The following is a 25,417-nucleotide window of genomic DNA, read 5'->3' as shown; positions in this document are numbered from 1 at the left end:
ATTATCCTTTAAGCATTGTGAGTGCTTTGATTGTAGCACGAACAACATTTGCTGAATTATTTGAACCTAAAGATTTAGTTAAAATATCTTTGATACCTGCAAGCTCTACTATTGGACGAGTTGATCCACCGGCAATAACTCCAGTACCTTCACTTGCTGGTTTAAGTAAAATTCTACTTGCGTTATATTTTACTTCCACATCGTGAGGTATAGTTGAGCCTTTAATTTTTACTTCAACAATATTTTTAAAAGCATCATCAACAGCTTTTCTTATAGCATCTGGAACTTCTTTAGCCTTTCCATATCCTACACCAACTAAACCTTTTCTATTTCCAACGATAACTAAAGCGGTAAATCTAAATCTTCTACCACCTTTTACAACCTTAGTAACCCTGCCGATATCGACGATTACTTCTTCAAATTCTTCTCTATTATATTTTTCCATCGATCTTCCTTTTGGGCTATAATTTAATTGCGTTCTCTCTTAACGCTTCAGCTAAAGTTGCAATTACACCATGGTATAAATAACCATTTCTATCAAATACCACTTCTTTTATATTCTTATCTTTCAAAATCTTTGCAAATTCAGTTGCTATTTTTTTAGCACCATCTTTATTTGCTTTTACACCAATTTTTCTACCATCAATAGCTGCTAAAGTTACTGCTTTTACATCGTCAATAGCTTGGATATACAAGGTTCTATTTGACTTAAAAACAGACAATCTTGGAATATTTTGAGTTCCTGAAATTTTTGCTCTAATTCTCTTTTTTCTTTTAATTCTTAAAGATATTTTTCTTTTTAATACATTTGCTCTCATATTCTATCCTTACTTTTTAGATGTTTTACCAGCTTTGCGGATAATACGCTCATCTGAATATTTAACACCTTTTCCTTTGTAAGGCTCAGGTGGTCTAAATTCACGAATTTGAGCAGCAACTTGACCTACAACTTGTTTATCACTTCCTTTAACAATAATATTGTTTTTTTCTACATTAATCTCTATACCTTCTGGTATAGCATAGTTAATAGGATGAGAAAAACCTAAAGCAAGCTCTAAAACTTTACCTTTTAATGCAGCTTTATAACCTACACCATTAATTTCTAAAGTTTTACTAAAACCATCAGTTAAACCAATGATAATATTTTGAGTTAAAGCTCTATAAGTTCCCCAATATGCTCTACTTTGTCTATCTTCACCTTTAGGAGAAAAAAGAATTTGTCCTTCTTTAATCTCAATATTTACATTTGCTTTTGTGTCAAGTTCTTTTGCCAAATTTCCTTTTTTAAACTTTAGCAAATTACCTTCTAATTTTACTTCTACTCCACTTGGAATAGAAACTGGTTGTTTTCCTATACGCGACATATTTTTCCTTTTTATTTGCCTACGATATGACTACTTTATAAGAATGGATACCGAATACCATAAAAAGTAGAAACTTTTACCAAATGGTACATAAAACTTCACCGCCAACGCCAGCTTTATAAGCTTCATCATTGGCTAACACACCTTTAGATGTGCTTACTACGATAGTACCATAACCATTTTTAAATCTTTTTATTTCATCTTTACCTTTATAAACACGACGACCTGGTTTAGAAATACGCTTAATTTCATTAATAACACTTCTACCTTTTTCATCGTATTTTAAAACTACATTGATGAATTTCTTCTTGTTTTCTTCTATTACGTTAAAACTTTCAATATAACCTTTAGCTTGAAAAATTCCAAGCAAAGCTTCAATAACTTTAGAATACAAAAGTTGAGTAGTCTCTAGTCTTCTCATACCTGCATTTCTAATTCTTGTTAGCGAATCTGAAATTAAATCATTTATCATGGTTCTTTCCTCTTACCAACTTGCTTTTTTAAGACCAGGAATTAAACCTTCATTTGCCATTTTTCTTAAGCAAACTCTACAAATTCCAAAATCTCTATAAACTGAATGTGGTCTTCCACAAATTTGGCATCTAGTATACCCTCTAACACTAAATTTAGGTTTGCGGGCAGCTTTTGCAATCATTGATTTCTTAGCCATCTTACTTTCCTTTTGCAAATGGCACGCCAAATAACTCTAATAATTTTTGTGCCTCTTTATCTAAATTTGCTGTTGTAACGATAGAAATATTCATACCATGAGTTCTTAAAATTTTATCATACTCTACCTCTGGGAACATTAACTGCTCGTCTAAACCGAAATTGTAATTTCCTCTTCCATCAAAGCCGTCTATTGGAAGACCTCTAAAATCTTTAACACGAGGAAGTGCAATAGTAATTAATTTATCTAAAAAAGCATACATATTATCTTTTCTTAAAGTAACCATTACACCCACTGGAAAACCTTCTCTTACTTTAAAACCTGCAACAGATTTCTTAGCTTTTGTGATAACTGCCTTTTGTCCAGCAATTAAAGAAATAGTATCTGCAATATTTTGCAAAACCTTTTGATCTTTAGCTAATTCTCCAGCACCTACACTTATAACAATTTTTTCAATAAAAGGAATCAACATAGGATTTTTTATATCAAATTCCTTTGCTAAAGCAGTTTTGATGCTTTGATTGTATTTTTCTTTTAATCTCATCATCTTACTCACCTGCCTTTGCTACATTTGAAATATCCATTGGCATTTCTTTATTTACAAAACCACCATTTGGATTCTTATCACTTGGCTTAACAGCTTTTTTTACCATCTTACATCCTTCAACAATTACTTTATTTGTTTTAGGAAATACTGCTAAAACTTTTCCTGTTTTACCTTTATCATCTCCGGCAATAATCTTTACCATATCATTTTTTTTAATTTTTAATTTCATTACAACACCTCCGGTGCTAGTGAAACAATTTTCATAAAGCCACCATATCTTACTTCACGACCTACTGGTCCAAAAATACGAGTTCCTACTGGCTCTCTTTTAGCATCAAGAATTACAGCTGCATTCTCATCAAAACGAATCAAAGAACCATTATCTCTATGAATTTCTTTTTTAGTTCTAACAATAACAGCTTTTACTACTTGACCTTTTTTTACTTTACCATTTGGCAAAGCTTTTTTTACAGATGCGACAATTACATCACCTATGGTAGCATATCTTCTTTTGCTACCACCTAGCACCTTAATACACATTAATTCTTTTGCACCGCTATTATCAGCAACTGCAAGCCTAGTAAAACTTTGAATCATTACTCAACTCCTGCTGATATTATAGTTTTCAAACGAAATGATTTTCTTTTAGAAAGTGGTCTGCACTCAATTGCTATAATAGTATTTCCTATTTTAAGCTCATTTCTTTCATCGTGAATTAAATATTTTTTAAAGCGTTTTACGATCTTTCTATACTTTGGATGCACAACTTTTCTTTCAACTAAAATTGTAGCTGTTTTATCCCCAGCAATTTGAACAACAACGCCTTGAATTTCTCTTTTAAATGCCATTTTCTATCCTTATTGTAAAGCATTAATTGCAGTGTTGATTCTAGCAATGTCTTTTTTAACTTCGCTAATTTCTTTAGGATTAGTTAGCTGCATTGTTTTTAGCTTTTGTTTTAGTGTAAATAAAAGCACCTTTTTTTCTTTTAGCATTGTTGCAAGCTCGGCTGCTGTTTTGTCTTTAATATCAATATATTTCATTTTGGCTCTCTCTTGTAACAAACTTAGTTTTAAATGGTAATTTATGCATAGCTAAAGTTAAAGCTTGTCTTGCCATTTCCTCATTAACACCTGCCATTTCATAAATAATACGACCTGGCTTGATATTCATTACCCATTCTTCTACTGCACCTTTACCTTTACCCATACGAGTTTCTAAAGGCTTTTTAGTTAATGGTTTATCTGGAAAAACTCTAATCCAAGTTTTACCTTGTCTTTTTACAAAACGAGTTAAAGCAATACGAGCTGCTTCAATTTGACGCGAATTTATGCGACCTGCTTCTGTTGCTTTTAAAGCATAATCACCAAAAGTAAATTCTGTTCCCCTGTTGGCATAACCTCTATTACGCCCTTTCATCATTTTACGATATTTTGTTCTTTTTGGCATTAACATGATTATTTACCTCTTCTTGCTCTTCTTGTTTTTTTAGCTGGAGCATTGTCTTCGGCTTTTTCAGTTTGAACACCTTTTTGCAAAACTTCACCTTTAAATATCCATACTTTAATGCCTATATTTCCATAGGTAGTATGAGCCTCAGCAAAACCATAATCAATCTTTGCTCTTAAAGTATGAAGCGGAACACGACCTTCTAGATACCATTCTGTTCTTGCCATTTCAGCTCCACCTAAACGGCCTGAAACTGATACCTTGATACCTTTAGCACCTGCTTTTTGTGCTCCTTGGATCACTTTTTTCATTGCTCTTCTAAAAGCAATTCTTTTTTCAAGTTGAGTAGCAACACTTTCAGCAGCAAGTTGTGCTGAAGCACCTGCTTTCCTTTCTTCTTTAATGTTGATATTAACTTCTTTACCGATCAAATTTTGAAGATCTTTTCTTAAAACATCAACATCACTACCTTTTTTACCAATAATAATTCCCGGTCTTGCAGCTACAACAGTTACTCTTAATTTTTTTGCTGTTCTTTCTACAAGAATTTGACTAATTCCAGCATAATATAATTTTCTCTTTAAGAAAGTTCTAATTTTATAATCTTCACCAATATTTTCTGCTACATTAGCTTTAGTAGGAAACCATCTTGATTCCCAATTTCTATTAATCCCTAATCTCAAACCAATCGGATTTACTTTTTGTCCCATATTAGCTTTCCTTTTTCACTGATGCTTTTTTAGCTTTTGTAGTTTTTCCAGCACTTGCTTCTACTTTGCTAACTTCTACTAAAATGTGTGAGGTTGGCTTTCTAATACGACTAGCGCTTCCTCTTGCTCTTGGTCTAAATCTTTTCAACACTGCACCAGCATCGACACGACAACTTGAAACAATAACTTCATTTGCTTCAAAACTACCATTTGCAACAGCACTTGAAATAGCATTTGCTATAAATTTAGCACCTTTATTTGGCATAAATTTTAAACTTGCTAATGCAAGTTCAGCATTCATACCTTGAACTTCTCTAGCAATCAATCTTGCTTTAGTTGGAGATAATCTTATGAATTTAATTAACGCTCTACTCATAACTTTCTCCTTATTTACCTATTTTCTTTTGCACAGAGCCTTTATGACCCTTAAATGTTCTAGTAGGTGCAAATTCACCTAATTTATAACCAATATGATTTTCAGTTATATATACAGGTATAAAGCTTTTTCCATTATGAACATTAAAAGTTAAACCTATCATATCAGGTATAATAGTGCTACGTCTTGACCAAGTTTTAATCGGCTTGCCATCGTTAGCTTTTTTAGCAGCGATGACTTTTTTCATTACATGGTCATCAACAAAAGGACCTTTTTTTAGTGACCTAGCCATCTTACTTTCCTTTTCTTCTTGAAATTATTAGCTTATCGCTAGCTTTTTTACGGCGAGTTTTAGCACCCTTAGTTGGTTTACCCCAAGGAGTAACTGGATGACGACCAGAATTTTTCTTACCTTCTCCCCCTCCGTGTGGGTGATCAACTGGATTCATAGCAGAACCTCTCGTTTGAGGACGAATACCTCTATGACGATTTCTTCCTGCCTTACCTATAGTTACATTTGACCACTCTTCGTTACCAACTTCACCGATACTAGCCATACATTCAGCTAAAACTTGTCTCATCTCACCACTTGCAAGTCTTAAAATAACATATTTTTCTTCCTTACCCATAAGTTGTGCATAAGCACCAGCTGAACGAATCATTTGACCGCCTTTACCTGGTTTTAACTCGATATTATGCACAATAGTACCAACAGGAATATTTTTAAGCTTCATTGCATTACCTGGTTTAATATCAAGACCACTTTCTGCTGCACATACAATATCGCCAACACTTAAACCTTTAGCTTGTAAAATATATCTTTTTTCACCATCTCTATAAGAAATTAGTGCGATACGACAATTTCTATATGGATCATACTCAATCGCTTCAACTTTACCTTCTATGCCAAATTTTCTTCTTTTAAAATCTATAATTCTATAAAGTTTCTTAGCACCTGCTTCTTTATGGCGACTTGTAATTCTACCATTGTTATTACGGCCTGCATGCACTGGAAGCTTCACAAGTAATGAACGAACGCTAGCTTTTGCAGTAATATCTGCAGAACTTATACCCGTAATATATCTTCTACTTGGAGTATATGGTTTATATGTTTTAATTGCCATCTTACGCCTCCGAATTTTCTAAGCTAACACCTTCTGGTAGCTTAACATAGAATTTTTTAAAGCTATTTCTTTGACCTTCACGGCCTCTAAAACGCTTTATCTTTCCATCCATTTTTAAAGAATTAATTCTCAATGGAGTTACACCAAAGTATTCTTTTAAAACTTCTTTTAAACCATTTTTAGTCATTTTTGGAGAAGTTTGAATAACTACAACACCTTGCTCTTGAAGGTTTAAACTTTTTTCAGTGTAAAGTATTGTTTTTATATCAGTAATATCTGCCATTTTAACCCTCTTTTACGATAGATTCAAGTGCTGCTTTTTCAATAATAACAGCATTAAATACAGATACTAAATAAGCATTAACTTCACTTGCATCAATAACATAACAATTTGCTAAATTTCTAAAAGCAAGAAGTGTTTTTTCATCTAGTAAATCTTTTATAATTAAAGCGTCTTTTAAACCAAGCTTTTTAATAACTGCATTTGCGTCTTTTGTTTTGCCACTTTCAATGTTTAAACAATCTACTGAAAACAACGCATTATTTTGAGCCTTATCAGCTAATGCTCTTTCAAGTGCTAAACGTTTTTGTTTTTTATTCACTTTTTGAATATAGTTACGATTGTTTGTAGGACCAAATGCCACAGCACCACCTACCCAAACATTTGTTCTTGTTGAACCAGCTCTTGCACCACCACGTCCTTTTTGTCTCCATGGTTTTTTACCGCCACCACTTACATCACTTCTACCTTTAGTGTGAGCTGTATTTGCTCTAAGACTAGAAAGGTAAGATTTTACATACAAATAAAGGTTGTGAGAATTAACTTCTGCATATTTTGCTGGAAGATCGAGTTCGCTAGCTTTTTCAAATTTATCATTTAAAATAGTTACTTTACTCATTTTGCAATCCTTATTCTACCCATAGCACCATTATATCCTGGCACAGCACCCTTAACTACTAAAATGCTATTTTCTTCATCAAATGATACTATTTCATTTTTCACGGTAACTTTTACATTACCATAATGACCTGCCATTTTCATACCTGGCTGAACACGACCTGGCCATTCGCGATTACCTATTGATCCGTGGCGTCTATGAAATCTTGAACCATGACTTGCAGGACCTCCAGCAAATCCGTGTCTTTTCATAACCCCACTATAGCCTCTACCTTTAGAATTAAAACTTACTTTTAAAACAGAAGCTTCTTTCAAAGGATTTAAATCAATATCTCCTGCTTGGGTATTTGCTACTTTTAAATTAGCAAATCTATTATATTCAGTAGAAAGATTATATTTTTTTTGCTGACCAGAGATACATTTATTATTTACTTTGCCTTTAACATAAGCAACCAGAGCTTTTCCATTTTCAACTTCACATACTTTAGTTTGAACAAGCTTAAGTAGGGTTACAGGAATGCTTGGTGTGCTAATTGTTCTACTCATACCAATTTTTTCTACAATGTATTCCATATTTTATCCTTATTTACCCATAGCTCTTACCTCGACATTAACTTCAGGAGCTAAGTCAAGTTTTGTGAGTGAATCTACCGTATCTGGAGTAGCTGCCACAATATCAAGCATACGCGCGTGAATTCTCATCTCAAATTGTTCGCGTGAGTCTTTATTTATATGTGGAGATTTCAAAACTGTGTATCTTTTTATCTTTGTAGGCATCGGTACTGGTCCCCTAATATCAGCACCTGTTCTCTTAACAGCCTCTACAATTGCTGCAACTGTGCGATCTAGAACTCTGTGGTCATAAGCTTTTAGCTTAAGCCTAATTCTTTCCATATTTTTTCCTTTATAAAGAACTCGTTAGATAAAATCTAACCACCATAGTTAATGATGGAGCAATTATATAAAAACAAGTTTCATAAAGTCAAGAATTTATAGATATTTTTTTATATTTTTTCCTTATTATAAGGATAATTTTTATATTTAATATACTAAGAATACTTAATTTAATAAAATATAAGCTAAAATGTATTATCCTTTTCTCATTAAACCAAATAAAAGGGGTATTAGCTCAGCTGGGAGAGCACAACGCTGGCAGCGTTGGGGTCAGCGGTTCGAACCCGCTATACTCCACCATAATTTATAACTATGAAGATATTACAATTTTTTTATGATAATTATCCAAAAAATCAAAGCTTTAAAGAAAGAAAAATTCAAATTCAAACTAATAAAAATCTCATCGTAAAAGGTGGATTTGCCAGCGGTAAAAAAAATCTTATTTTAAATTTTTTATCTTCTTATAAAAATGAAAATATACTCTTTATTGATTGTGCTGATTTAAAATTTGATGAAAAAAGTTTATTACATCTTAATTCTTTTTTAATTTACAATCCTCAAATTAAATTTTTAGTGCTTTGTAATTTTTGCTATGAATTTGATTTTAGTATTTTAAAACATTTAAATTTACAAATCATATTAAGTGTTAATATGATTGATTTTAAATTAAATGATTTTGAAGAACTTCATCTTGACTTTTTAGATTTTGAAGAATTCATAAGCTTAAATAAAAAAAATATTGATATAAAATCTATGGTAAGTTATTTTTTGCATATTGGAAGAAACACTATAACTCAAAACCAAGAAGTAAATTCTACTTATTTAAAAAGTTTTTATAGCCCTTTAGAATTAAATATTTTAAAATTTATCTCCTCAAATATCTCTGGAGAATTTAGCACCAATGATTTATTTAAATCGATGAAAGAAAAAATGCAAATTTCAAAAGATACTTTATACAAAAATATAACAAAATTAGAACAAAATTACACTTTATATTTTGTGAAAAATTATGAAAAAAACTTAAAAAAAGTATATTTTTGGGATTTTTCTTTAAAAAACTCTTTAAGCATACAAAAAGATTTTAATGCTTTGTTTGAAAATTTAGTTTTAAATGAAATGTTTAAATTTAAACAAGAAATTTTTTATACTAAATATTTTGATTTTTATATCCCAAATTTAAAAATTGCTTTTTTGTGCTTACCTTTTAAAGATAAAGATTTAATTTTATTAAAAATTAAAAAAATTCTTAGTAAAAATCATCTTAAGATTTCTTCGATTTTTGTTATCACACTTTCGCAAAATACTGAATTTTTTATCAATGGGGTTAGAATTTTACTGCTTCCATTTGATGAGTGGGCTTTAGGAAATTAATCAAATTTATCTAATTTATGTTTTTTTATGATAGCTAAAATTAACTGGATATATTTATTTTTTATTTCAGAATATTTTTCTAAATATCTAGCTGCTTCTTTGCCATCTAGTTTTTCTCTTTTTTTTAATATACTCTGACGCCATATCCTAAAATCTTCATAAGCATAATGACGATTTAAATTCAAAACATAAGAATCAACACTTTCTTCTAAAGTATCAAAAATTCTAATTTTATGTGTTTTATTTAAACTTCTTTCTTTAGGCACTAAACCTTTTTCTCCCCAAGTCCATTCTCCAAAAAGATTATTTGCTTCTTTTACAAAACGACTCGTTCCGGTAGCACTTTCTATAATAGCTTGAGCTATGGCCAAAGATTTAGGGATTTTTTGAATTTTTTTTTGATACTCTTGTATGTCGTATAAATTTTTTATTCTGTATTTTTCCTTTAGTTCTATCAATCTATTTAAAGCTGTTTGATTTAAATTTCTAAAATTTAATTTTAATGCTTCATTAAAAAAATTATTTACAAATTCTTGTTCATTTTCTATATTTTTAAAAGAATTATCAAGCAAGGTGTTAATTTTTCCTATAAATACTTCTCTTTTTTGATTAATATCAAGAGTATAAAAACTTTCATCAAAACCTGGGATAAATTTAGCTTGTAATAAAATACAATTAATAAGAAAAATTATAATTAGCTTCAAAACAATACTTTACCTTTCCTTTAAAAAATATTTGATTTTCTTCAAATCTAAAAAATAATTCCTCGCCACTTTTTGGCTTTATTGTAACTTCTGATTTAACTTTTTCATCTAATTGTGCTAAATAAAAACACGCACTCATACCTGTTCCACACGCTAAGGTTTCACTTTCTACACCTCGTTCAAATGTTCTTACCATAAGCAATCTATCATTTACAATTTTAGCAAAATTTACATTCGCATTATATTTTTGACGAAGTTCTTTGCATATTTTTTCATCAAAATCATTTAAATCATTTACAAAAGTTACAAGATGAGGGACGCCTGTATCGCATAATTGCCACTGCTTTTGCTTGTATTTAAAGGCTTCTTTAATATTTTCAACACTACTTAATTTAACTTCAACCATATCATCTTCTACATAAGATTTAATAAGTCCTGCACCGGTAATAAAATTTAAATATTTAGATTTCTTTAAAAAATGATGTGCAAAATGTGCTGCTGCTCTTGAGCCATTACCGCACATATTTGCTTCACTTCCATCACAATTATAAAACTGCCATTGAAAATCATACCTTTTATGAGGGATTATCGCTATTAACCCATCTGCACCTATGCCCTCGTATCTATTACAAAGAATTTGTGCTATTTTAGATCTATCTTTTTTTTCTTCATCTGCAAATATAATAAAATCATTTCCGCTAGCACAATATTTAAAATATTTCACACAATAACCTTTAAGTTGTATTTTAAAAAATTTAACACACTTTTTTCAAATATTTTATAACTATATATATTTTCTACTACATAATCAGCCATTTGTTTCTTTTTTTCTATGTCAAGCTGGGAATTTATCTTATTTAATGCTTCATCTTTACTTATACATTCTCTTAACATAAGTCTTTGAAGCAAAAGCTCTCTTGGTGCATAAATTAAAATACTTTTCCCTAAATTTTGATAATTATTATTTTCAAAAAATAATGGTAATTCTATAAAAAAAGCTTTATTTTTTTTATCAATTTTTATAGCTTGTTTTAAAATTTCATCTTTAATTTTTGGATGAATGAAAGTTTCTAATTTTTCTTTAGCAAATAAATCGTTAAAAATTATATTTCCAAGTTTTTTTCTATCTACACTACCATCAATATTTAAAATCAAATCATCAAAAAGTTTTGCAATACATTGTGCATTTTTATTTAATAACATATGAGTAATTTCATCAGCACTTATAGTATCAAATCCTAAATTTTTAACTATTTTGATAAAGGTTGATTTTCCACCTGCTATACTTGAAGTTACAAAATAAGCATTTTGCATAATTTAGCCTTAAAAGATTTTTAGCTAAAATACCTTTAAATTCTTAAAGGAATATAAATGAATATAAGCTACGAAGATGCTGGAGTAAGTATAGATAATGGCAATGCCTTTGTGGAGGCTATAAAGCCTATAGTCAAAGAAACTTTTAATGAAAATGTTTTAGGTGGAATAGGCTCTTTTTCAGGTGCTTTTGCTATGCCACAAGGTTTTAAAAATCCCGTAATGTTAGCTGCGACTGATGGAGTTGGGACAAAGCTACGTCTTGCAATTGATGCACAAAATTTCAACACCATAGGTGAAGATTTAGTGGCAATGTGTGTGAATGATTTAATTTGTAATTTTGCTACTCCACTTTTTTTCTTAGATTATTATGCAAGTGCAAAATTAGAAGTTGAAAATGCTAAAAAAGTTGTAATGGGTATAGCAAATGGGTGCAAAAAAGCAAAATGTGCTTTAATAGGAGGAGAAACCGCAGAAATGCCTGGTATGTATCATATAGGAGATTTTGATTTAGCTGGTTTTTCGGTAGGAATGGCTGAAAAAGACGAAATAGATAGAAGAGTTTTTGTAAAAAATGGTGATATTTTATTAGCTTTACCTAGCAGTGGTCTTCATTCTAATGGATATTCTCTAGCTAGAAAAGTATTATTTGAAGTGCAAAAACTTAAATTTGATGATAAAATAGGGGATAAAACGCTAATTGATATTTTGCTTGAGCCTACAAAAATTTATGTAAAAGATTTTTTAAAATTAAAGCCTTATATCAATGCTTTAGCACATATTACAGGCGGTGGATTGGTAGAAAATTTACCTAGAATTTTCCCACAAGGTATTGGAGCAGTGATTAAAAAGCACCATTTAAAAACTCAAGAAATATTTTATCAAATAGGTCAAAGCGTAGAAGAAAATGAAATGTATAGAAGTTTTAATATGGGCGTAGGAATGGTAATGGTAGTAAATCCTGCTAATGTGAGTAAAATTTTAGAAAATTCAAATGCTTATATCATAGGAGAAGTGATATTAAATGAAGGGATTATTTTAGAATAGCTATATTTTATAATAAAATATCAATCTATAAATCTAAATTTTGCAAGTATTAATAAAATATAATCAAATAAAAATAATAAATTAAATGCTGTATTATTGCATTCTAAGTCAATAATAACAATAAATTCCACATATAATTTCAGTGGAATTTATTAAAAATTTGTGTTATTTTACAGGGTGTAATTCATTAGCATAAAAACTTACAGAATTAATACCTTCTTTAACGGCCCACTCATAAGCTTTAGACACAAATTCCCAATTTATATGTGTATAAAATTTTTCTAAATACACAGGGCGAGCATTACGATGATCAATATAATAAGCATGCTCCCAAATATCTACCACTAAAAGTGGAATTTTATCTTCTGTAATAGGTGTAGCTGCATTACTTGTCCCAACAAGCTCTAGCTTTTTGTTTTTAATATTATAAACTAGCCAAAACCACCCTGACCCAAAAACTCCTGTTGCACCTTTTATGAATTCATCTTTTAAATTTTCCATTGAATTAAAATCTTTTTCAACTGCCATTTTAAATGATTCATATAAAGAGCAACCACAGCCACAACATACTTTTGGCTTTATGCAATCAAAATAAAAATCGTGATTATAAACTTGTGCTGCATTATTGAAAATACCACCATCTGAATTTTTAATAATATAAACTAAATCTTTGCCTTCAAATTTAGTATCTTTGATAAGATTATTTAGATTATTTACATAAGCTTGATGATGTTTTCCATAATGAAAAGAAAAAGTTTCAGCACTTAAAAAATCCCCAAAAGCATCTACTTCATAAGGTAATTTTCTTAACTCAAACATATCTTTCTCCTTAATATTTAAATTTTATGCAAATAATTTTAACACAGATAAATTAAAAACTAAATAACTCTTTATAATAGCTAGAAGATACGAAGTGGTGACCCATACGAGACTCGAACTCGTGTTACCGCCGTGAAAGGGCGATGTCCTAACCGCTAGACGAATGGGCCATTTTAAAAGAGGTAATTGTATATTTTTATTACTTAATGATTGATTAATTTTATAATTTCTTAGGCAAATAATTAAAACTTTTTAAATATCTAATTCTATCCCTACAGGAGCGTGATCAGAACCTAAAATATCATCTTTTATAAAAGCATTTTTAAGCTTATTTTTTAAATTATTAGATATAAAAAAATAATCAATTCTCCAGCCTACATTTCTTTCTCTAGCTTTCATTCTATAGCTCCACCAAGAATATTTTTCTTTTATATCCCCATTAATTGCTCTAAAAGTGTCAATAAAACCAAGTGCTAATAAATCATCAATCCAAGCACGCTCCATAGGCAAAAATCCAGAGGTATTGGCATTTGCCTTAGGGTGTGTTAAATCAATCTCCTTATGAGCAGTATTGACATCACCACAGATGATAATCTCTTTGCCTTCCTTTAAAAGCTTATCTAAATAAACTAAAAAATCAGTGTAAAATTTCATCTTAAATTTTAAACGCTCATCATCTTTTTGTCCGTTTGGAAAATAAATATTAAAAAGCACAATATTTTTAAATCTATGCTCTAAAACCCTACCCTCATCATCATCAAAAAATTCACACTTTTTAGTTTCACAATCAAAATTACACAAACTCATAACACCAGAATAGCCAGCCCTTTTGGCACTATTAAAATACATATGATTAAAATTATATTCATAAATTCTTTTTGGAAATTTCTCTTCGTGTGCTTTTATTTCTTGAAAACCTATAAAATCAATATTTTCTTCTTCTATCCAGTCTAATGCATTCTTATCACAAATAGCTCTTAAGCCATTTACATTCCACGAAAGTAATTTCATAATTATCCTTAAAAAATCATAATCATATCATAAAGCTAATAATATAAATTAACTATTTTAATTTATAATCTTTATTTGTTTGAAAGGAAAATATGAAAATTTTTAATATCTCTTGGCTTAAATTCGTGCTTATTAGTGCTATTTATATTAGTGCTATAAATTTTAAATTATTTTCTTACATTTACAATAACTTATACGCTAATAATGATGGTTATTATGTGATATTGTATATTGTTATTTATTTTGGGTTATTAGTTGGGATTTTTGCCTTATTATTTTTACCTTATCTTAGCAAAATTTTAATGATTTTTTTTACTGCGGTAAGTTCAATTAGTAGTTATTTTATGTTAAATTATGGCGTGATTATTGATAGTGATATGATTAAAAATGCTATGCAAACTGATACAAAAGAAGTGTTTGACTTGCTAAATATTAAAATGTTTTTATATATATTTTTTACTTTTATTATCCCTACTTTTTTTATCATCAAAATAAAAATTCATTATTGTAATTTTAAAAAACATTTATTGATTAAATTTTATACTATATTAGTAGCTTTTATTATTGTTTTTGGCTTACTTGGTATTTTTTCAAAAAATATCATACCTTTTCTAAGAACTTATAATGAAATAAGAGTCTATAACACTCCTTTTTATCAAATTTATTCAAGTATTAAATACATAAAATTAAAGCTTGCCTCACAAAAATACCTCCAAACTATAGCCTCAGATGCCAAATGGGAAAAAGACCCTAAAAAAATTATGATTTTAGTCGTTGGAGAAACCGCTAGAGCAGCAAATTATTCCTTAGGCGGATACACCAATAACGACACTAATTTTTACACAAAAAACGAAGAAAATCTCATATATTTTAATCAAGTAAGTTCGTGCGGAACAGCTACTGCAAAAAGCTTACCTTGTATGTTTTCAAGGCATAAAAAAGAAACTTTTAATGATAATTTATATGAAGAAAATATTTTAGATATTTTGCAAAAAGTTGGAGTGCAAAGTATTTGGCTTGATAATAATTCTGGAGGTTGTAAAGGAAATTGCAATCGTATCAAAAATAAAATTATTTCAGAAAATTATGATGAAAGTTTGCTCGGATTAGTTAAAAAAGAATTAGAAAACACAACTTCAAGCAAAATCATTATCGTTCATTTACAAGGTTCTCACGGGCCATCGTATTTTAAACGCTACCCTGATGAATTTAAAAAATTTACCCCAACTTGCGATACTAATGAATTACAAAAATGCACTCAAGAAGAATTATTTAACACTTATGATAATACTTTACTATATACTGATTTTATTATAAAAAGTCTTATAAATATGCTAAAACAAAATTCCACTCAAGAAACTTCCTTGCTTTATATGTCAGATCATGGTGAAAGTTTAGGAGAAAATGGAATTTACCTTCATGGAATGCCTTATTTTATAGCTCCAAAAGAGCAAACTCATATACCTATGATTTTCTGGAGCAATGATACTAATTTAAGCAAAACATTAAAAGCTAAAAAAGATTATAAACTATCTCATGATAACCTTTTTTCAAGTTTGTTGGGATATTTTAATATCAATACCAGTGAATATGAAAAAAATTATGATTTATTTAGTAAAAATTTAAAGGAAAATCCTTAATGAAGCCAAATTATTCCCTATTTAAAAATACCTCTTATGCTTTAAGTGGAATTAAATTTTTATTTAAAGATGAGATGGCTTTTAAGATAGAAACATTGATAATCATACCTTTAATTATAATAAGTCTTTTTTTGCCTATAAATTTTATAGAGCATTTTGTATTGATTTTTGTATTAGTTTTGATTTTAATCATAGAAGCTTTAAATTCCGCCATAGAAGCTTGCGTAGATCTTTGCACAAATGATTTTCACTTACTAGCTAAAAAAGCAAAAGATTGTGCAAGTGCGGGGGTATTTTTTAGTGTATTATTTGCTATAAGCACTTGGTGTTTTATCTTAATCAAATGGCTTTTATATGGATAAGCGTGTTAAAATTTTATGTGAAAAAATTCATGGAAAAAAACGTTTTGAGCTTATAGAATTTTTAGCTTTAAATGCCGATGAAAATGGTTTTGTTTTTATTAGCATTGAAGAGCTTAGTAAAAAATTAAATATAAGCAAACCTACTATAATCAATACTTTTAAATTTTTAGAGGAAAAGGCTTTGCTAGAAAAACTCAAAAATGGTTTATATAAACTAAAATAGGAGAAAAAAATGATACTTAAAAATCCACTAGATATGCATTTACATTTAAGAGATGAAGAGGTTTTAACTTTAGTAGCACCACTAAGTGCGAAAGATTTTAAAGCTGGTGTTATAATGCCAAATTTAATACAACCTTTGACGAATTTAAATGATTTAAAAGCTTACAAAAATCGTATTTTAAAAGCGTGCTTAGATGAAGATTTTACGCCTTTTATGACTCTTTTTTTTCAAAATTATGAGGAAAAATTCTTAGAGCTTGCTAAAAATGAAATATTTGCTATCAAGCTTTATCCTGCTGGCATAACAACAAATTCTGATAATGGAATTTCAAGCTTTGATTTAGAAAAATTAAAACCTACTTTAAATGCTATGAGTGATTTAAATATACCTTTGCTAGTCCATGGCGAAACCAATGATTTTGTTATGGATAGAGAAGCAAATTTTGCAAAAATCTATGAAAATTTAGCTAAAAATTTTCCAAATTTAAAGATAATTATGGAGCATATTACTACTAAAGTTTTATGCAATTTACTAAAAGATTATGAGAACTTATATGCAACTATAACCTTACACCATTTAATCATAACACTTGATGATGTAATAGGTGGCAAAATGGATCCGCATTTATTTTGCAAGCCTATAGCAAAACGCTATGAAGACAAAGAAGCACTTTGCGAGCTTGCCTTTAGTGGCTATGAAAAAGCTATGTTTGGTAGCGATAGCGCACCTCATTTATTGCACACAAAAGAGTGTTGTGGCTGTGCTGCTGGAGTATTTAGCGCACCTGTGGCACTCGTGATACTAGCTGAACTTTTTGAAAAAAATTCAAATGAAGTAAATTTACAAAAATTCATTAGTGATAATGCTTGTAAAATCCATAATCTTAAATTTGAAAAAGATAAAATCATCACCTTAGAGAAACAAGAATGGCAAGTGCCTCAAAAATACGGCGATGTAGTGCCATTTATGGCAGGAAAGAATTTAGAATTTAAAGTTGTAAATTAAAAGGAAATTAATGCTAAAAACCTATCTAGAAGCAATCAAAAATATCTCCCCAAGCGATAAAGAACACACACACCGCAGTGCTTTAGAAAATTTTTTAAATTCCATAAAACAAACTCAAGACAAAGCAAATCAAATTTACATCAAACAAGAGCCAAACAACGACAAAGAAGGCAGAGGTGCTCCTGATTTTTTAGTTACAAAAGATTTTTTAACGCTAGGCTACATAGAAAATAAAAGAGTAAATGAAAATCTTGACGTTATTATAAAAAGTGAGCAAATTAGAAAATACACAAAATTAAGCCCAAATATCATCTTAACAGATTATTTAAATTTTATTTTATTAAATTTAAACGATAAAAATGAAATCATCATTTCATCACTTGCTTTAGATTTTTATGTTTTTTAAGCTTATATTTACTATAACCCTGCTTGTAAATACATAGTTCAAGTATTTGAAAAATACAAAAATAAATTTAAAATAAATATTGCTAAGTATCTCGTATCCTAAACCATTCTTTTGAGATTTCACAATTTTTACTATGTGGTTCAGGATTAGATTTATAAATCTTAATATGCATAGGCATTGGAACACAATTCCCAAAAACCAACGCTTCACCAGGAACGGATTGTTTGATTTTATTGACAAAATCATCTGAAAAATAAGGCAAAACAGAATAAATATGACGCATATCATTTTCATTTTGAATGCGATGAATAATAAAATTTGCACATTGAGACAAAACCGTTTCTGATAATTCAGCAGGTCTTTGTGAAGAAATCAAAAGATAAAGTGAATATTTTCTCCCTTCTCGCGCAATGCGCTCAAAGATGTTATCTTTGAGCAAATATTTATAATCTTTTCTAATATATCGGTGTGCTTCATCTAAAATGAGATGCACAGGATTTTTTCTCCTTCCCTCGCCTTTTTCTCTTTTCTTTTCTGTAAAAATTAATCTTGAAACAACGCTTGTAAGTGTTTCTAAAATATTTGTTTCTAACTCACTTGTGTCAATGATTATTAGTTGATTTTCTTCTCCCTCTTTACCCCAAAGAAAATGCATAAATCCTTGCTTATCTTTTATATTATTACTATTTTCTCTCATAAAATCACATTCTGAATTTTCAAGAAAGTAATCTAAACGATTAAGCATTGTTGAAACATATCCTCGCATCATTTTATTACCTCTTACTTCCTCATCTAGCAAAACAAACTCTGTAGAGATTTTTAAAAACTTATAATCAAAAAACGCCTCATTTTTGATTTTTTGCTCATAAATTTCCCTAAGCTCATCAGATTTAACTTTTTCTTTAATTTTTTCTAAGACTTTAGACAATCTTTCATCTTGTTTTCCAAAATTTATCTTGCAATGCTCACGCAAATTTTCTGCATCTTGGATAATCTCCTGTAATTCATTCTTATTTTGTAGATGCATATCTTTAACAAGACTAATGATTTTTGACAGAAGAGAAAATGTTGTTGTAACTATCACTGTATCTGAATCTGTTTGTTTTAAAGTTTGTTCTGCCAAAAAACAAAGCTTATGTCTTAGATAATTGATGTATTTTTCTTGCTTAGCATTGGAATTTGAAATCTTATAAAATCGATATGCCTCTTGTAATACCTTATCCCAAAATGGCTTTTGTGTGGCATCAGTAGCCAAAAGAAAAGCACTCCACTCATCTAAATTCATCAAAAAATGCGGCATATAAAAGGGTTTATATCCATCTTCTTGGTTTTTAATATTTGGCTTAAAGTATTTTATTTTTATATCATTGCTAAATCCTTCTTGAAATGCTTGCTTGTATTCACCATTCACATCAAAAATAATGATTCTAGCCCCGCTTACAGAAGGGTTTTTGTTTTTATAAATAGATTGAAGAATATGGGCAATTGTATTTGATTTCCCACTCCCAGAGCTTCCAAGAATAGCTGAATGAATGTTGAAAAAACTATCAATCCCTATTTCAACACGATAATTAATAAGATTCTTGCTAATGCCTAACTCAAATCTATAATTATCGCCTTGTTGCACAAGAATATGATTTAAATCTTCGCTTTTTACAAGTTTTACATCACTATAAAGGCTAGGATAGATTCCAATTCCTAGTGAAAAATTTTTGTTTTGATAAGTCCCAATTGGCTTTAAAAGCAACTCCCTATTTCCTCCAATATTAAAAGTTTGTTGCACATTTTTTGCATCAGAATCAAAAATTGCAATCACTTCACAAATAATTGTCTCTCCCAATGTATTTGTTGTTTTAAGATAGCTACCAATATTTCCAAAATAATAAACCTCTCCCTTGACATTAAGTGAGCCACCCTTGATGTCAGAAAAGATCTGCACCTTAAATTGATTAAATTGTATTGAAGTGATTTTGCCAATTTTCATTTTTCACCCTCATTTATTTTGCCTTCCTGTTTCAAAGCCTTGATAAATCTTTCAAGCATCTCTTTGTCTTGCTCTTCATCTATATGAGGAATAAAATTCTCTACAATGTAATCAAAGTAATGAATTGTCTTATTATTTTGCTCTTTTCCATAAATTGTATAAATTCTTCTATCATCTATCTCGCAGATTTTTTTTTGGATCTTATTTTTATCTGCAAAAACAACAATAGACAATGAAGCATTTGAAGCAAGTGCTCTATAAATAATAGAATTAATATGTTCATCACTAAAACTATACCCGATAATAAAAAGCACGCTATGAGGATAAGATAATTTCTTTTGAAACTCTCTAATCATATCTGTATAAGGAGAAGTAAGACTCTTGCTTTCCTTTAAAGGTGTTGGATAAATAAGCAAACTTTCATTTGGCTTTTGTTGCTTTGGTTGAATACTAATTTCTTGAATATCAAAAAAAGAATCATTTGACTTAACAATCCAATTGATCGATCCGTGCAATTTATACAAATAAACCATATGGTTAATAGGCTCATACTTTTGCATACTCTCATCCATTCTCTTTGAAAAAATATATTCAAATCTTGCAGGATTAAAAGAGCGAATTAAACCACCGCCAAAGCCATTGTTATAATCAATGTTTAAGCTATCTAGCGCCATTTCATTAAATAAATCATTATTTGTTGTAAATACATTGATCTGATTAAGTTCCTTATTACGATACATTACCTTTTGATAAAAATTTTTATAATTTTGCATAACATCTTTTTTCGCAAAACAATCAATATTAATTGCTTCAAAAATTGTATTTTCAATTTTTTCAATAAGCTTTTTAATATTTTTAAGCCTAGAATTATCAGTTTGTGATGTTTTTTCAAAATACGACTGCCCAGAATAAAGAATTTCTAAGATTTCTTCTAAATTGCGACTATTTTCTTTTTTAACTTCTAAAAAAACTTCTATCAGCTCTTTTTCTCTGATCTCTTTTTGAACTTTTTCTTGTAATTCATTCATTGTTGGGATTGCGTTATTACTCACTCCAGCACCAAAGAGAAAATTGATGTTTTTGATATTAAATAAATCAACAAGTTTTGTTTTAATAATTTCTAACTTTTTTTCATCATTTCCCCCAACTTCTTTTACTCCTTGATAGAAAAAAATTTTTCCACCCTCTTGTTGCTTTTCTTGTTTTTGCTCTTTACTCATCATTATCTCCAAATACAGAGCTTGAAATGCTATAAAATCTCTCAAAAAATTGCATTAGCACCCTTGAAATCTTTTCTTTTGTCGCCTCGCGATTAGAGTTTTTGCTAAAGAATGAGGAATGCTCTTTTGGAAGCACTTTGGGAAATTCTGTGCCCGTAAAATCCATATGCCCATACTCAAAAGCCCTCTTGACAAACTCATAAGCCTCTTGCTTTTGGAGTTTATGCTCGTTTAAAAGCTCTTCAAATTCCCTTGATCTTGCCTGTGCAATAAAGTTTTCAAAATCTAAAATCACATCTTGACTTTGAGGGTTTATGCTCTCTACAAATTCTAAAATCAAGTCCTTTTTATTATGCATTAATAAACTTGCACTAAGTCCTGATTCAATTTCTTGCTTAATCACTCCCTTATGCTCCTTAGTTTTTGCCTGTGCATAATCTCTAATAAGCTTTAAGATGTAATCAATATTAATTTCAATCTGCTTAATAAGCTCAATTTCAAATACAATATCATCATTAATTTCTTCTTTTTCCTTGCTATCTCCTAATCCTCTAAGCTCACGATACAAATCAAGATACATTCCTTGATAATTTTGTAAATCCCTTTGAGAAATAAGCTTATCCTCTCTAAATTCATCAAAGCATTCTAAAATATTTCTCATTTTTAAGATTTTTCCATAAAGCTTGATAAATTCTTTTTGTTTTGTTTGACCAATGATTTGCTCTCCCAAAGCAAAGTGCTCACGCAAACGCCCTATCAAAGCCTCATAACCCTCATATTCCTTGCCATTTTCAACATAGCCATAATAATAATCTTGATATTTTCTAAGCAATACAATGCCCTTAGAATCTTTATTGCCAAAAAGACTAAGAGCATCATTAAGATCATTTTCTAAATTTCTAAAACAAACAATATTTCCAAAAGTCTTTACACTATTTAAGATTCTATTTGTCCTTGAAAAAGCTTGTATAAGGGCGTGATATTTTAGATTTTTATCCACCCAAAGCGTATTAAGTGTAGTGGCATCAAAACCTGTAAGAAACATATTTACTACGATTAAAATATCAATCTCTCTATCTTTCATTCTCAAAGAGACATCTTTATAATAGTTTTGAAATCCCTTATCTGAAGTATCATAATTTGTTGCAAACATTGCATTATAATCTCTTATCGCATTTTCTAAAAAATCCCTTGAGTTAGAATCTAGCCCCTGCACTCCTTCATTATTCTCATCATCTAATCCATCAAAATCCTCATTAGGGCTATAGCTAAAAATGCAGGCTATTTTAAGTTGATGCTCCATACTTTTAAAAGCTTGATAATATTTTTTAAGCGCATCAATCCCAGAGCAAGCAAAGATAGAATTAAACCCACTCATAAGGCTTTGCACCCTTTTTTCCTTTACTTTTTTGAAATTTTTTACAAGCTCTTGGATATTTTCAAGCTTATGAAATGTATAACTTTCCTTATGCTTTGTAATATGTGCAAAATTATCTAAAATATATTTAGCAATCTTTTTAATTCTACGATCATCTAAAAGTGCTTTTTGTGTATCAATAGCCCGCACTTCTTTATCTATGATATTTTCTTTTTCTTTTATGGTATTAACATAGCTTACCTTAAAGGGCAAGACATTCTTATCATTAATCGCATCAATAATGGTATAGCGATGTAAGCAAGCGCCAAATTTTTCCTCTGTTGTGCCTTTGGGATTATTTTTATCACAATTTTGCACAAAAATAGGCGTGCCTGTGAATCCAAAAAGATGATATTTTTTAAACGCCCTAATAATAGCCTTGTGCATCAAGCCAAGTTGCGAGCGGTGGCACTCATCAAAAATCATTACAACTTCTTCCTCAAAGACTTGATGTCCTGCATTGGCTTTGATAAATTTATCAAGCTTTTGAATGGTGGTGATGATGATTTTTGCATTTGGATCTTCTAATTGCTTTTTTAAAATGCTTGTATTGGCATTGGAATTTGCACTATCTTTTTGAAATTTATCGTATTCTTTCATCGTTTGATAATCCAAATCTTTTCTATCCACCACAAACAAAACCTTACTTATATAAGGCAATCCTACTGCAAGCTGTGCGGTTTTGAAGCTTGTAAGTGTTTTGCCACTGCCTGTAGTGTGCCAGATATAACCCCCATTTCCAACATTGCCATATTTCTTATTACAATGAGAGATATTGATTTTTTTGAGAATCTCCTCTGTTGCTACGATTTGATAAGGACGCATCGCAAGCAAATCCTCATTACTTGTAAAAACACAATAACGCATTAAAAGATTAAGTAAGGTATGTTTTGCAAAAAAGGTCTTAGCAAAATCAACTAAATCTAAAATCACCTTATTGCGTGCATCAGTCCAAAAGCTTGTAAATTCAAAGCTATCTACCTTTTTACCTAGTGCTGTTTGCCTAGTGGTATTTGAGTAGTATTTACTATGCACGCCATTACTGATAACAAAAATTTGCACATACTCAAAAATCCCTCCATCAGCCCAAAAGCTATCTTTGGCATAACGCTTGATTTGATTAAAAGCCTCTTTGAGTGCTACGCCTCTTTTTTTAAGCTCAATATGCACAAGAGGAAGTCCATTGATAAGCACACTCACATCATAGCGGTTTTTATATTTTCCTTGCACTTGGTATTGATTGATCACTTGTAAGTGATTGTTAAAAATATTGCTTTTATCAAGTAATTTAATATTTTTGCTTAGACCATTCTCAAGCTTTAGCGTATAGATATAATCTTGCTGAATCTTTCTTGCCTTTTCTTTAAAGCCCTCTTTATCATTTGTGATATATCCCTTATAAAATTCCTCCCATTCTTTGGGGCTAAAGCTAAAATTATTAAGCCTTTGAATTTGCTCTTTTAGGTTGGCTTCAAGCTCTTTGATATTAGTTAGCTTCACATACTCATAACCTTGCTTGCATAAAATCCCAATAAATTCTTTTTCTAATTGTGCTTCACTTTGATAAGTATCATCTCTTGATAAACTAGGCTCATACTCATAAACAACGGTGCTTAAATCACTTTGACACAAAAGCTCATAGGGGTTTTGCATAACTTCTCCTTATAATTCTTTAAAACTTAATAACTTAGCTCTATAATACTCATATTGCTTATTTCTTGCTTCTATCTCTGCGGGTAAGCCTTGACACAAATCACTTGTAAGGGCTTCAAATTGATCTAGGATTCTTACAATTTCTTGCTGAATCTCTAAGGGTGGAATGGGGATTTTTAGAGATTCAATATCACTTTTATTCAATGCAGGGATACCCGCTCCAAATTGTGATTTCATCATTAAATTTTGACATTTTTTTAAAAAGAAATAAACATACCTATATAATACATCATTATATTTTTGCTTAATAACATAGCAATGCGCACCAGCCCAAAAAGGCGAAATTATAAAATTCACATAGCCAGCAGAAGCCCCTCCTTGACTGATTGTAATTGTATTAGCCTCCTCATTGAAATTATCCCAATATCCAGAAGGCAAAATGCCACCATTTATTACAGGATATTTACCATTACTATAAAGCAACATTTTGTTAAGTTGGCTTCCTTTATAAATTTTACACACCTCCCCCAACGCCTTAAACTCTACGCCATTTTTTGGATTCTCCGGTGTTCCAAAATCTAGCAAATAGTTACGATAATAGCTATATTGCTTTTTGCGTGTATTAAGTTCTGTATTAAGTTCTGCATTAAGTTCTGTGAAAGTATCTAGGATTCTTACAATTTCTTGCTGAATCTCTAAAGGTGGAATGGGGATTTTGAAATCATTTATTATCGTAGAGCTCAAATTATTGATAGTCGTAGAAGCAAGTTCTTTATTTAAATGAATTTTAAAAATTGAACTTGTTAAAATATGAAAAGCATAGCGACTACTTACCAATGGATTATTAATTTTTAAAACCCCCATAAAACCACCAAAAACATAGTTTAAATCTTGAGAGATAAAAGCAACTTTTCCTATATGTTCTTTACTTCCACTTCCAGCACAAATTAAAATATCGTTTTCTTTTAGATATTGGTTTTCTTTAATTTTAACTAAACTGCTTATTGTCTTTATGTCATTAAAATTTAATCTATTGTAAAAAATATCAATATTGTTTGCCCTTAGCACTTTTATACCATTATCGCAATTTGGTATTTCTTGAGATTTTTTATATGTAACCCCTCTTACATACACGCCAATTTCTTTAAACGCCTTAAACTCTACGCCATTAGGACAAAGCTTTTCAATCAATTGCTCTATTTTATTCAT

The 25,417-nt window shown here is 30.0% G+C and carries 35 protein-coding genes and 2 tRNA genes; 8 read left to right on the top strand and 29 right to left on the bottom strand.

Translation table 11 applies throughout. The annotated features are described in order from the left end of the window. Window position 1: 1 nt before the first annotated feature. The 19 genes from rpsE to rpsJ form a co-directional block, all read right to left on the bottom strand. Window positions 2-445 (bottom strand): 30S ribosomal protein S5, encoded by a 444-nt coding sequence (gene rpsE / locus QZ429_RS00310; RefSeq protein WP_039648896.1) that lies wholly within the window; start codon window positions 443-445, stop codon window positions 2-4. A gap of 16 nt (window positions 446-461) precedes the next feature. Next, window positions 462-818: a 50S ribosomal protein L18 gene (rplR, locus tag QZ429_RS00305; protein WP_291947101.1), complete on the bottom strand. Its 357-nt coding sequence runs from the start codon at window positions 816-818 to the stop codon at window positions 462-464. 9 nt (window positions 819-827) lie between these two features. After that, complete coding sequence (rplF, locus tag QZ429_RS00300; RefSeq protein WP_291947098.1) at window positions 828-1,364, bottom strand: 50S ribosomal protein L6; 537 nt, start codon at window positions 1,362-1,364, stop codon at window positions 828-830. 76 nt (window positions 1,365-1,440) lie between these two features. Continuing rightward, window positions 1,441-1,836: a 30S ribosomal protein S8 gene (gene rpsH / locus QZ429_RS00295; RefSeq protein WP_291947095.1), complete on the bottom strand. Its 396-nt coding sequence runs from the start codon at window positions 1,834-1,836 to the stop codon at window positions 1,441-1,443. Window positions 1,837-1,848: 12 nt separating this feature from the next. After that, window positions 1,849-2,034 carry a type Z 30S ribosomal protein S14 gene (locus QZ429_RS00290; RefSeq protein WP_012660824.1) on the bottom strand — a complete coding sequence of 62 codons (186 nt, stop codon included), beginning with the start codon at window positions 2,032-2,034 and terminating at the stop codon, window positions 1,849-1,851. A gap of 1 nt (window position 2,035) precedes the next feature. Next, window positions 2,036-2,581 carry a 50S ribosomal protein L5 gene (gene rplE, locus QZ429_RS00285; protein ID WP_291947080.1) on the bottom strand — a complete coding sequence of 182 codons (546 nt, stop codon included), beginning with the start codon at window positions 2,579-2,581 and terminating at the stop codon, window positions 2,036-2,038. 1 nt (window position 2,582) lies between these two features. Continuing rightward, window positions 2,583-2,810 (bottom strand): 50S ribosomal protein L24, encoded by a 228-nt coding sequence (gene rplX / locus QZ429_RS00280; RefSeq protein WP_291947077.1) that lies wholly within the window; start codon window positions 2,808-2,810, stop codon window positions 2,583-2,585. Then, complete coding sequence (gene rplN, locus QZ429_RS00275) at window positions 2,810-3,178, bottom strand: 50S ribosomal protein L14 (protein ID WP_289233365.1); 369 nt, start codon at window positions 3,176-3,178, stop codon at window positions 2,810-2,812. Before rplN ends, rplX begins: the two co-directional genes overlap by 1 nt. Beyond that, the gene (rpsQ, locus tag QZ429_RS00270; RefSeq protein WP_291947068.1) at window positions 3,178-3,429 is read right to left on the bottom strand and encodes a 30S ribosomal protein S17; all 252 of its coding nucleotides are present in this window, start codon (window positions 3,427-3,429) and stop codon (window positions 3,178-3,180) included. Before rpsQ ends, rplN begins: the two co-directional genes overlap by 1 nt. Window positions 3,430-3,438: 9 nt before the next feature. Then, window positions 3,439-3,624: a 50S ribosomal protein L29 gene (gene rpmC, locus QZ429_RS00265; RefSeq protein WP_291947065.1), complete on the bottom strand. Its 186-nt coding sequence runs from the start codon at window positions 3,622-3,624 to the stop codon at window positions 3,439-3,441. Beyond that, window positions 3,611-4,036, bottom strand: a complete 426-nt coding sequence (rplP, locus tag QZ429_RS00260) for a 50S ribosomal protein L16 (protein ID WP_039648881.1) — start codon at window positions 4,034-4,036, stop codon at window positions 3,611-3,613. Before rplP ends, rpmC begins: the two co-directional genes overlap by 14 nt. A 2-nt stretch (window positions 4,037-4,038) precedes the next feature. After that, the gene (gene rpsC, locus QZ429_RS00255) at window positions 4,039-4,740 is read right to left on the bottom strand and encodes a 30S ribosomal protein S3 (protein WP_291947059.1); all 702 of its coding nucleotides are present in this window, start codon (window positions 4,738-4,740) and stop codon (window positions 4,039-4,041) included. Window position 4,741: 1 nt separating this feature from the next. Next, window positions 4,742-5,116: a 50S ribosomal protein L22 gene (gene rplV, locus QZ429_RS00250; protein WP_291947057.1), complete on the bottom strand. Its 375-nt coding sequence runs from the start codon at window positions 5,114-5,116 to the stop codon at window positions 4,742-4,744. 10 nt (window positions 5,117-5,126) lie between these two features. Beyond that, window positions 5,127-5,408, bottom strand: a complete 282-nt coding sequence (gene rpsS / locus QZ429_RS00245) for a 30S ribosomal protein S19 (RefSeq protein ID WP_039664929.1) — start codon at window positions 5,406-5,408, stop codon at window positions 5,127-5,129. Window position 5,409: 1 nt separating this feature from the next. Then, on the bottom strand, window positions 5,410-6,240 hold the full coding sequence (rplB, locus tag QZ429_RS00240) for a 50S ribosomal protein L2 (protein WP_291947048.1): 831 nt from the start codon (window positions 6,238-6,240) through the stop codon (window positions 5,410-5,412). 1 nt (window position 6,241) lies between these two features. Continuing rightward, a complete protein-coding gene (locus QZ429_RS00235; RefSeq protein WP_291947045.1) occupies window positions 6,242-6,523 on the bottom strand; it encodes a 50S ribosomal protein L23 in 282 nt (93 codons plus the stop codon). A 1-nt stretch (window position 6,524) separates the two neighbouring features. Then, entirely contained in the window at window positions 6,525-7,139 is a 615-nt protein-coding gene (gene rplD / locus QZ429_RS00230; protein ID WP_291947043.1) for a 50S ribosomal protein L4, read from the bottom strand. Continuing rightward, window positions 7,136-7,711, bottom strand: a complete 576-nt coding sequence (rplC, locus tag QZ429_RS00225; protein WP_291947040.1) for a 50S ribosomal protein L3 — start codon at window positions 7,709-7,711, stop codon at window positions 7,136-7,138. Before rplC ends, rplD begins: the two co-directional genes overlap by 4 nt. A gap of 9 nt (window positions 7,712-7,720) precedes the next feature. Further along, the gene (gene rpsJ, locus QZ429_RS00220; RefSeq protein WP_012660810.1) at window positions 7,721-8,032 is read right to left on the bottom strand and encodes a 30S ribosomal protein S10; all 312 of its coding nucleotides are present in this window, start codon (window positions 8,030-8,032) and stop codon (window positions 7,721-7,723) included. Window positions 8,033-8,256: 224 nt separating this feature from the next. On the opposite strand from rpsJ, the gene QZ429_RS00215 reads away from it, so the two are divergent. Both QZ429_RS00215 and QZ429_RS00210 read left to right on the top strand, forming a co-directional pair. Beyond that, a tRNA-Ala gene (locus QZ429_RS00215) sits at window positions 8,257-8,332 on the top strand. A gap of 12 nt (window positions 8,333-8,344) precedes the next feature. Continuing rightward, window positions 8,345-9,403, top strand: coding sequence for an ATP-binding protein (locus tag QZ429_RS00210; RefSeq protein WP_291946987.1), 1,059 nt, complete (start codon window positions 8,345-8,347; stop codon window positions 9,401-9,403). On the opposite strand, the gene QZ429_RS00205 is transcribed toward QZ429_RS00210, so the two are convergent. From QZ429_RS00205 to coaE, 3 genes are read right to left on the bottom strand one after another with little or no spacing between them, the layout of a single operon-like run. Continuing rightward, on the bottom strand, window positions 9,400-10,107 hold the full coding sequence (locus QZ429_RS00205; RefSeq protein ID WP_291946985.1) for a glucosaminidase domain-containing protein: 708 nt from the start codon (window positions 10,105-10,107) through the stop codon (window positions 9,400-9,402). The two genes, QZ429_RS00210 and QZ429_RS00205, sit on opposite strands and share 4 nt — an antisense overlap. Further along, window positions 10,079-10,831 (bottom strand): diaminopimelate epimerase, encoded by a 753-nt coding sequence (gene dapF, locus QZ429_RS00200; protein ID WP_291946982.1) that lies wholly within the window; start codon window positions 10,829-10,831, stop codon window positions 10,079-10,081. The genes QZ429_RS00205 and dapF overlap by 29 nt, the downstream gene beginning before the upstream one ends. Continuing rightward, complete coding sequence (coaE, locus tag QZ429_RS00195) at window positions 10,828-11,421, bottom strand: dephospho-CoA kinase (protein ID WP_291946980.1); 594 nt, start codon at window positions 11,419-11,421, stop codon at window positions 10,828-10,830. Before coaE ends, dapF begins: the two co-directional genes overlap by 4 nt. Window positions 11,422-11,478: 57 nt before the next feature. Here coaE and purM point away from each other — a divergent pair, with 57 nt between their 5' ends. Next, a complete protein-coding gene (purM, locus tag QZ429_RS00190; protein WP_291946977.1) occupies window positions 11,479-12,468 on the top strand; it encodes a phosphoribosylformylglycinamidine cyclo-ligase in 990 nt (329 codons plus the stop codon). A gap of 165 nt (window positions 12,469-12,633) precedes the next feature. On the opposite strand, the gene sodB is transcribed toward purM, so the two are convergent. The 3 genes from sodB to QZ429_RS00175 form a co-directional block, all read right to left on the bottom strand. Then, on the bottom strand, window positions 12,634-13,287 hold the full coding sequence (gene sodB / locus QZ429_RS00185) for a superoxide dismutase [Fe] (RefSeq protein ID WP_291946975.1): 654 nt from the start codon (window positions 13,285-13,287) through the stop codon (window positions 12,634-12,636). A 95-nt stretch (window positions 13,288-13,382) separates the two neighbouring features. Continuing rightward, window positions 13,383-13,457: transfer RNA gene (locus QZ429_RS00180), tRNA-Glu, on the bottom strand. A gap of 82 nt (window positions 13,458-13,539) precedes the next feature. Beyond that, window positions 13,540-14,298 (bottom strand): exodeoxyribonuclease III, encoded by a 759-nt coding sequence (locus QZ429_RS00175; RefSeq protein ID WP_291946972.1) that lies wholly within the window; start codon window positions 14,296-14,298, stop codon window positions 13,540-13,542. A 92-nt stretch (window positions 14,299-14,390) separates the two neighbouring features. On the opposite strand from QZ429_RS00175, the gene QZ429_RS00170 reads away from it, so the two are divergent. From QZ429_RS00170 to QZ429_RS00150, 5 genes are read left to right on the top strand one after another with little or no spacing between them, the layout of a single operon-like run. Further along, entirely contained in the window at window positions 14,391-15,938 is a 1,548-nt protein-coding gene (locus QZ429_RS00170; RefSeq protein ID WP_291946969.1) for a phosphoethanolamine--lipid A transferase, read from the top strand. Continuing rightward, window positions 15,938-16,300, top strand: coding sequence for a diacylglycerol kinase (locus tag QZ429_RS00165; protein WP_291946966.1), 363 nt, complete (start codon window positions 15,938-15,940; stop codon window positions 16,298-16,300). The genes QZ429_RS00170 and QZ429_RS00165 overlap by 1 nt, the downstream gene beginning before the upstream one ends. Then, window positions 16,293-16,523 carry a replication/maintenance protein RepL gene (locus QZ429_RS00160; protein WP_291946962.1) on the top strand — a complete coding sequence of 77 codons (231 nt, stop codon included), beginning with the start codon at window positions 16,293-16,295 and terminating at the stop codon, window positions 16,521-16,523. The genes QZ429_RS00165 and QZ429_RS00160 overlap by 8 nt, the downstream gene beginning before the upstream one ends. Window positions 16,524-16,532: 9 nt before the next feature. Then, window positions 16,533-17,528: a dihydroorotase gene (gene pyrC / locus QZ429_RS00155; protein ID WP_291946959.1), complete on the top strand. Its 996-nt coding sequence runs from the start codon at window positions 16,533-16,535 to the stop codon at window positions 17,526-17,528. A gap of 10 nt (window positions 17,529-17,538) precedes the next feature. Next, complete coding sequence (locus QZ429_RS00150; RefSeq protein ID WP_366559212.1) at window positions 17,539-17,934, top strand: hypothetical protein; 396 nt, start codon at window positions 17,539-17,541, stop codon at window positions 17,932-17,934. Between the two features lie 82 nt (window positions 17,935-18,016). Here QZ429_RS00150 and QZ429_RS00145 read toward each other — a convergent pair whose 3' ends face one another. From QZ429_RS00145 to QZ429_RS00130, 4 genes are read right to left on the bottom strand one after another with little or no spacing between them, the layout of a single operon-like run. Next, the gene (locus QZ429_RS00145; RefSeq protein WP_291946955.1) at window positions 18,017-19,918 is read right to left on the bottom strand and encodes a DUF87 domain-containing protein; all 1,902 of its coding nucleotides are present in this window, start codon (window positions 19,916-19,918) and stop codon (window positions 18,017-18,019) included. Then, window positions 19,915-21,138 (bottom strand): SIR2 family protein, encoded by a 1,224-nt coding sequence (locus QZ429_RS00140; protein ID WP_291946952.1) that lies wholly within the window; start codon window positions 21,136-21,138, stop codon window positions 19,915-19,917. The genes QZ429_RS00145 and QZ429_RS00140 overlap by 4 nt, the downstream gene beginning before the upstream one ends. Then, window positions 21,131-24,208, bottom strand: coding sequence for a type I restriction endonuclease subunit R (locus QZ429_RS00135; RefSeq protein WP_291946949.1), 3,078 nt, complete (start codon window positions 24,206-24,208; stop codon window positions 21,131-21,133). Before QZ429_RS00135 ends, QZ429_RS00140 begins: the two co-directional genes overlap by 8 nt. Before the next feature lie 9 nt (window positions 24,209-24,217). Next, complete coding sequence (locus tag QZ429_RS00130) at window positions 24,218-25,417, bottom strand: restriction endonuclease subunit S (RefSeq protein ID WP_291946946.1); 1,200 nt, start codon at window positions 25,415-25,417, stop codon at window positions 24,218-24,220.

It is taken from the genome of Campylobacter sp. (genome assembly GCF_020024835.1).
GTDB lineage: Bacteria > Campylobacterota > Campylobacteria > Campylobacterales > Campylobacteraceae > Campylobacter_D.
Note: the sequence above shows the minus strand (reverse complement) of the source record. Positions and strands in the feature narration are given on the sequence as shown.

Coding starts and splice junctions, on each gene's coding strand:
- rplE (WP_291947080.1), bottom strand. CDS start 2,581: ATGATGAGATTAAAAGAAAAATACAATCAAAGCATCAAAACTGCTTTA.
- rplD (WP_291947043.1), bottom strand. CDS start 7,139: ATGAGTAAAGTAACTATTTTAAATGATAAATTTGAAAAAGCTAGCGAA.
- QZ429_RS00165 (WP_291946966.1), top strand. CDS start 15,938: ATGAAGCCAAATTATTCCCTATTTAAAAATACCTCTTATGCTTTAAGT.
- rplB (WP_291947048.1), bottom strand. CDS start 6,240: ATGGCAATTAAAACATATAAACCATATACTCCAAGTAGAAGATATATT.
- QZ429_RS00235 (WP_291947045.1), bottom strand. CDS start 6,523: ATGGCAGATATTACTGATATAAAAACAATACTTTACACTGAAAAAAGT.
- sodB (WP_291946975.1), bottom strand. CDS start 13,287: ATGTTTGAGTTAAGAAAATTACCTTATGAAGTAGATGCTTTTGGGGAT.
- rplF (WP_291947098.1), bottom strand. CDS start 1,364: ATGTCGCGTATAGGAAAACAACCAGTTTCTATTCCAAGTGGAGTAGAA.
- QZ429_RS00160 (WP_291946962.1), top strand. CDS start 16,293: ATGGATAAGCGTGTTAAAATTTTATGTGAAAAAATTCATGGAAAAAAA.
- QZ429_RS00210 (WP_291946987.1), top strand. CDS start 8,345: ATGAAGATATTACAATTTTTTTATGATAATTATCCAAAAAATCAAAGC.
- rpsH (WP_291947095.1), bottom strand. CDS start 1,836: ATGATAAATGATTTAATTTCAGATTCGCTAACAAGAATTAGAAATGCA.
- QZ429_RS00140 (WP_291946952.1), bottom strand. CDS start 21,138: ATGAGTAAAGAGCAAAAACAAGAAAAGCAACAAGAGGGTGGAAAAATT.
- purM (WP_291946977.1), top strand. CDS start 11,479: ATGAATATAAGCTACGAAGATGCTGGAGTAAGTATAGATAATGGCAAT.
- rpsJ (WP_012660810.1), bottom strand. CDS start 8,032: ATGGAAAGAATTAGGCTTAAGCTAAAAGCTTATGACCACAGAGTTCTA.
- rpmC (WP_291947065.1), bottom strand. CDS start 3,624: ATGAAATATATTGATATTAAAGACAAAACAGCAGCCGAGCTTGCAACA.
- rplV (WP_291947057.1), bottom strand. CDS start 5,116: ATGAGTAGAGCGTTAATTAAATTCATAAGATTATCTCCAACTAAAGCA.
- QZ429_RS00150 (WP_366559212.1), top strand. CDS start 17,539: ATGCTAAAAACCTATCTAGAAGCAATCAAAAATATCTCCCCAAGCGAT.
- rplR (WP_291947101.1), bottom strand. CDS start 818: ATGAGAGCAAATGTATTAAAAAGAAAAATATCTTTAAGAATTAAAAGA.
- QZ429_RS00170 (WP_291946969.1), top strand. CDS start 14,391: ATGAAAATTTTTAATATCTCTTGGCTTAAATTCGTGCTTATTAGTGCT.
- rpsC (WP_291947059.1), bottom strand. CDS start 4,740: ATGGGACAAAAAGTAAATCCGATTGGTTTGAGATTAGGGATTAATAGA.
- rplP (WP_039648881.1), bottom strand. CDS start 4,036: ATGTTAATGCCAAAAAGAACAAAATATCGTAAAATGATGAAAGGGCGT.
- rplX (WP_291947077.1), bottom strand. CDS start 2,810: ATGAAATTAAAAATTAAAAAAAATGATATGGTAAAGATTATTGCCGGA.
- rpsE (WP_039648896.1), bottom strand. CDS start 445: ATGGAAAAATATAATAGAGAAGAATTTGAAGAAGTAATCGTCGATATC.
- rpsQ (WP_291947068.1), bottom strand. CDS start 3,429: ATGGCATTTAAAAGAGAAATTCAAGGCGTTGTTGTTCAAATTGCTGGG.
- rplC (WP_291947040.1), bottom strand. CDS start 7,711: ATGGAATACATTGTAGAAAAAATTGGTATGAGTAGAACAATTAGCACA.
- QZ429_RS00175 (WP_291946972.1), bottom strand. CDS start 14,298: ATGAAATTACTTTCGTGGAATGTAAATGGCTTAAGAGCTATTTGTGAT.
- QZ429_RS00130 (WP_291946946.1), bottom strand. CDS start 25,417: ATGAATAAAATAGAGCAATTGATTGAAAAGCTTTGTCCTAATGGCGTA.
- QZ429_RS00290 (WP_012660824.1), bottom strand. CDS start 2,034: ATGGCTAAGAAATCAATGATTGCAAAAGCTGCCCGCAAACCTAAATTT.
- pyrC (WP_291946959.1), top strand. CDS start 16,533: ATGATACTTAAAAATCCACTAGATATGCATTTACATTTAAGAGATGAA.
- rplN (WP_289233365.1), bottom strand. CDS start 3,178: ATGATTCAAAGTTTTACTAGGCTTGCAGTTGCTGATAATAGCGGTGCA.
- QZ429_RS00135 (WP_291946949.1), bottom strand. CDS start 24,208: ATGCAAAACCCCTATGAGCTTTTGTGTCAAAGTGATTTAAGCACCGTT.
- QZ429_RS00145 (WP_291946955.1), bottom strand. CDS start 19,918: ATGAAAATTGGCAAAATCACTTCAATACAATTTAATCAATTTAAGGTG.
- coaE (WP_291946980.1), bottom strand. CDS start 11,421: ATGCAAAATGCTTATTTTGTAACTTCAAGTATAGCAGGTGGAAAATCA.
- rpsS (WP_039664929.1), bottom strand. CDS start 5,408: ATGGCTAGGTCACTAAAAAAAGGTCCTTTTGTTGATGACCATGTAATG.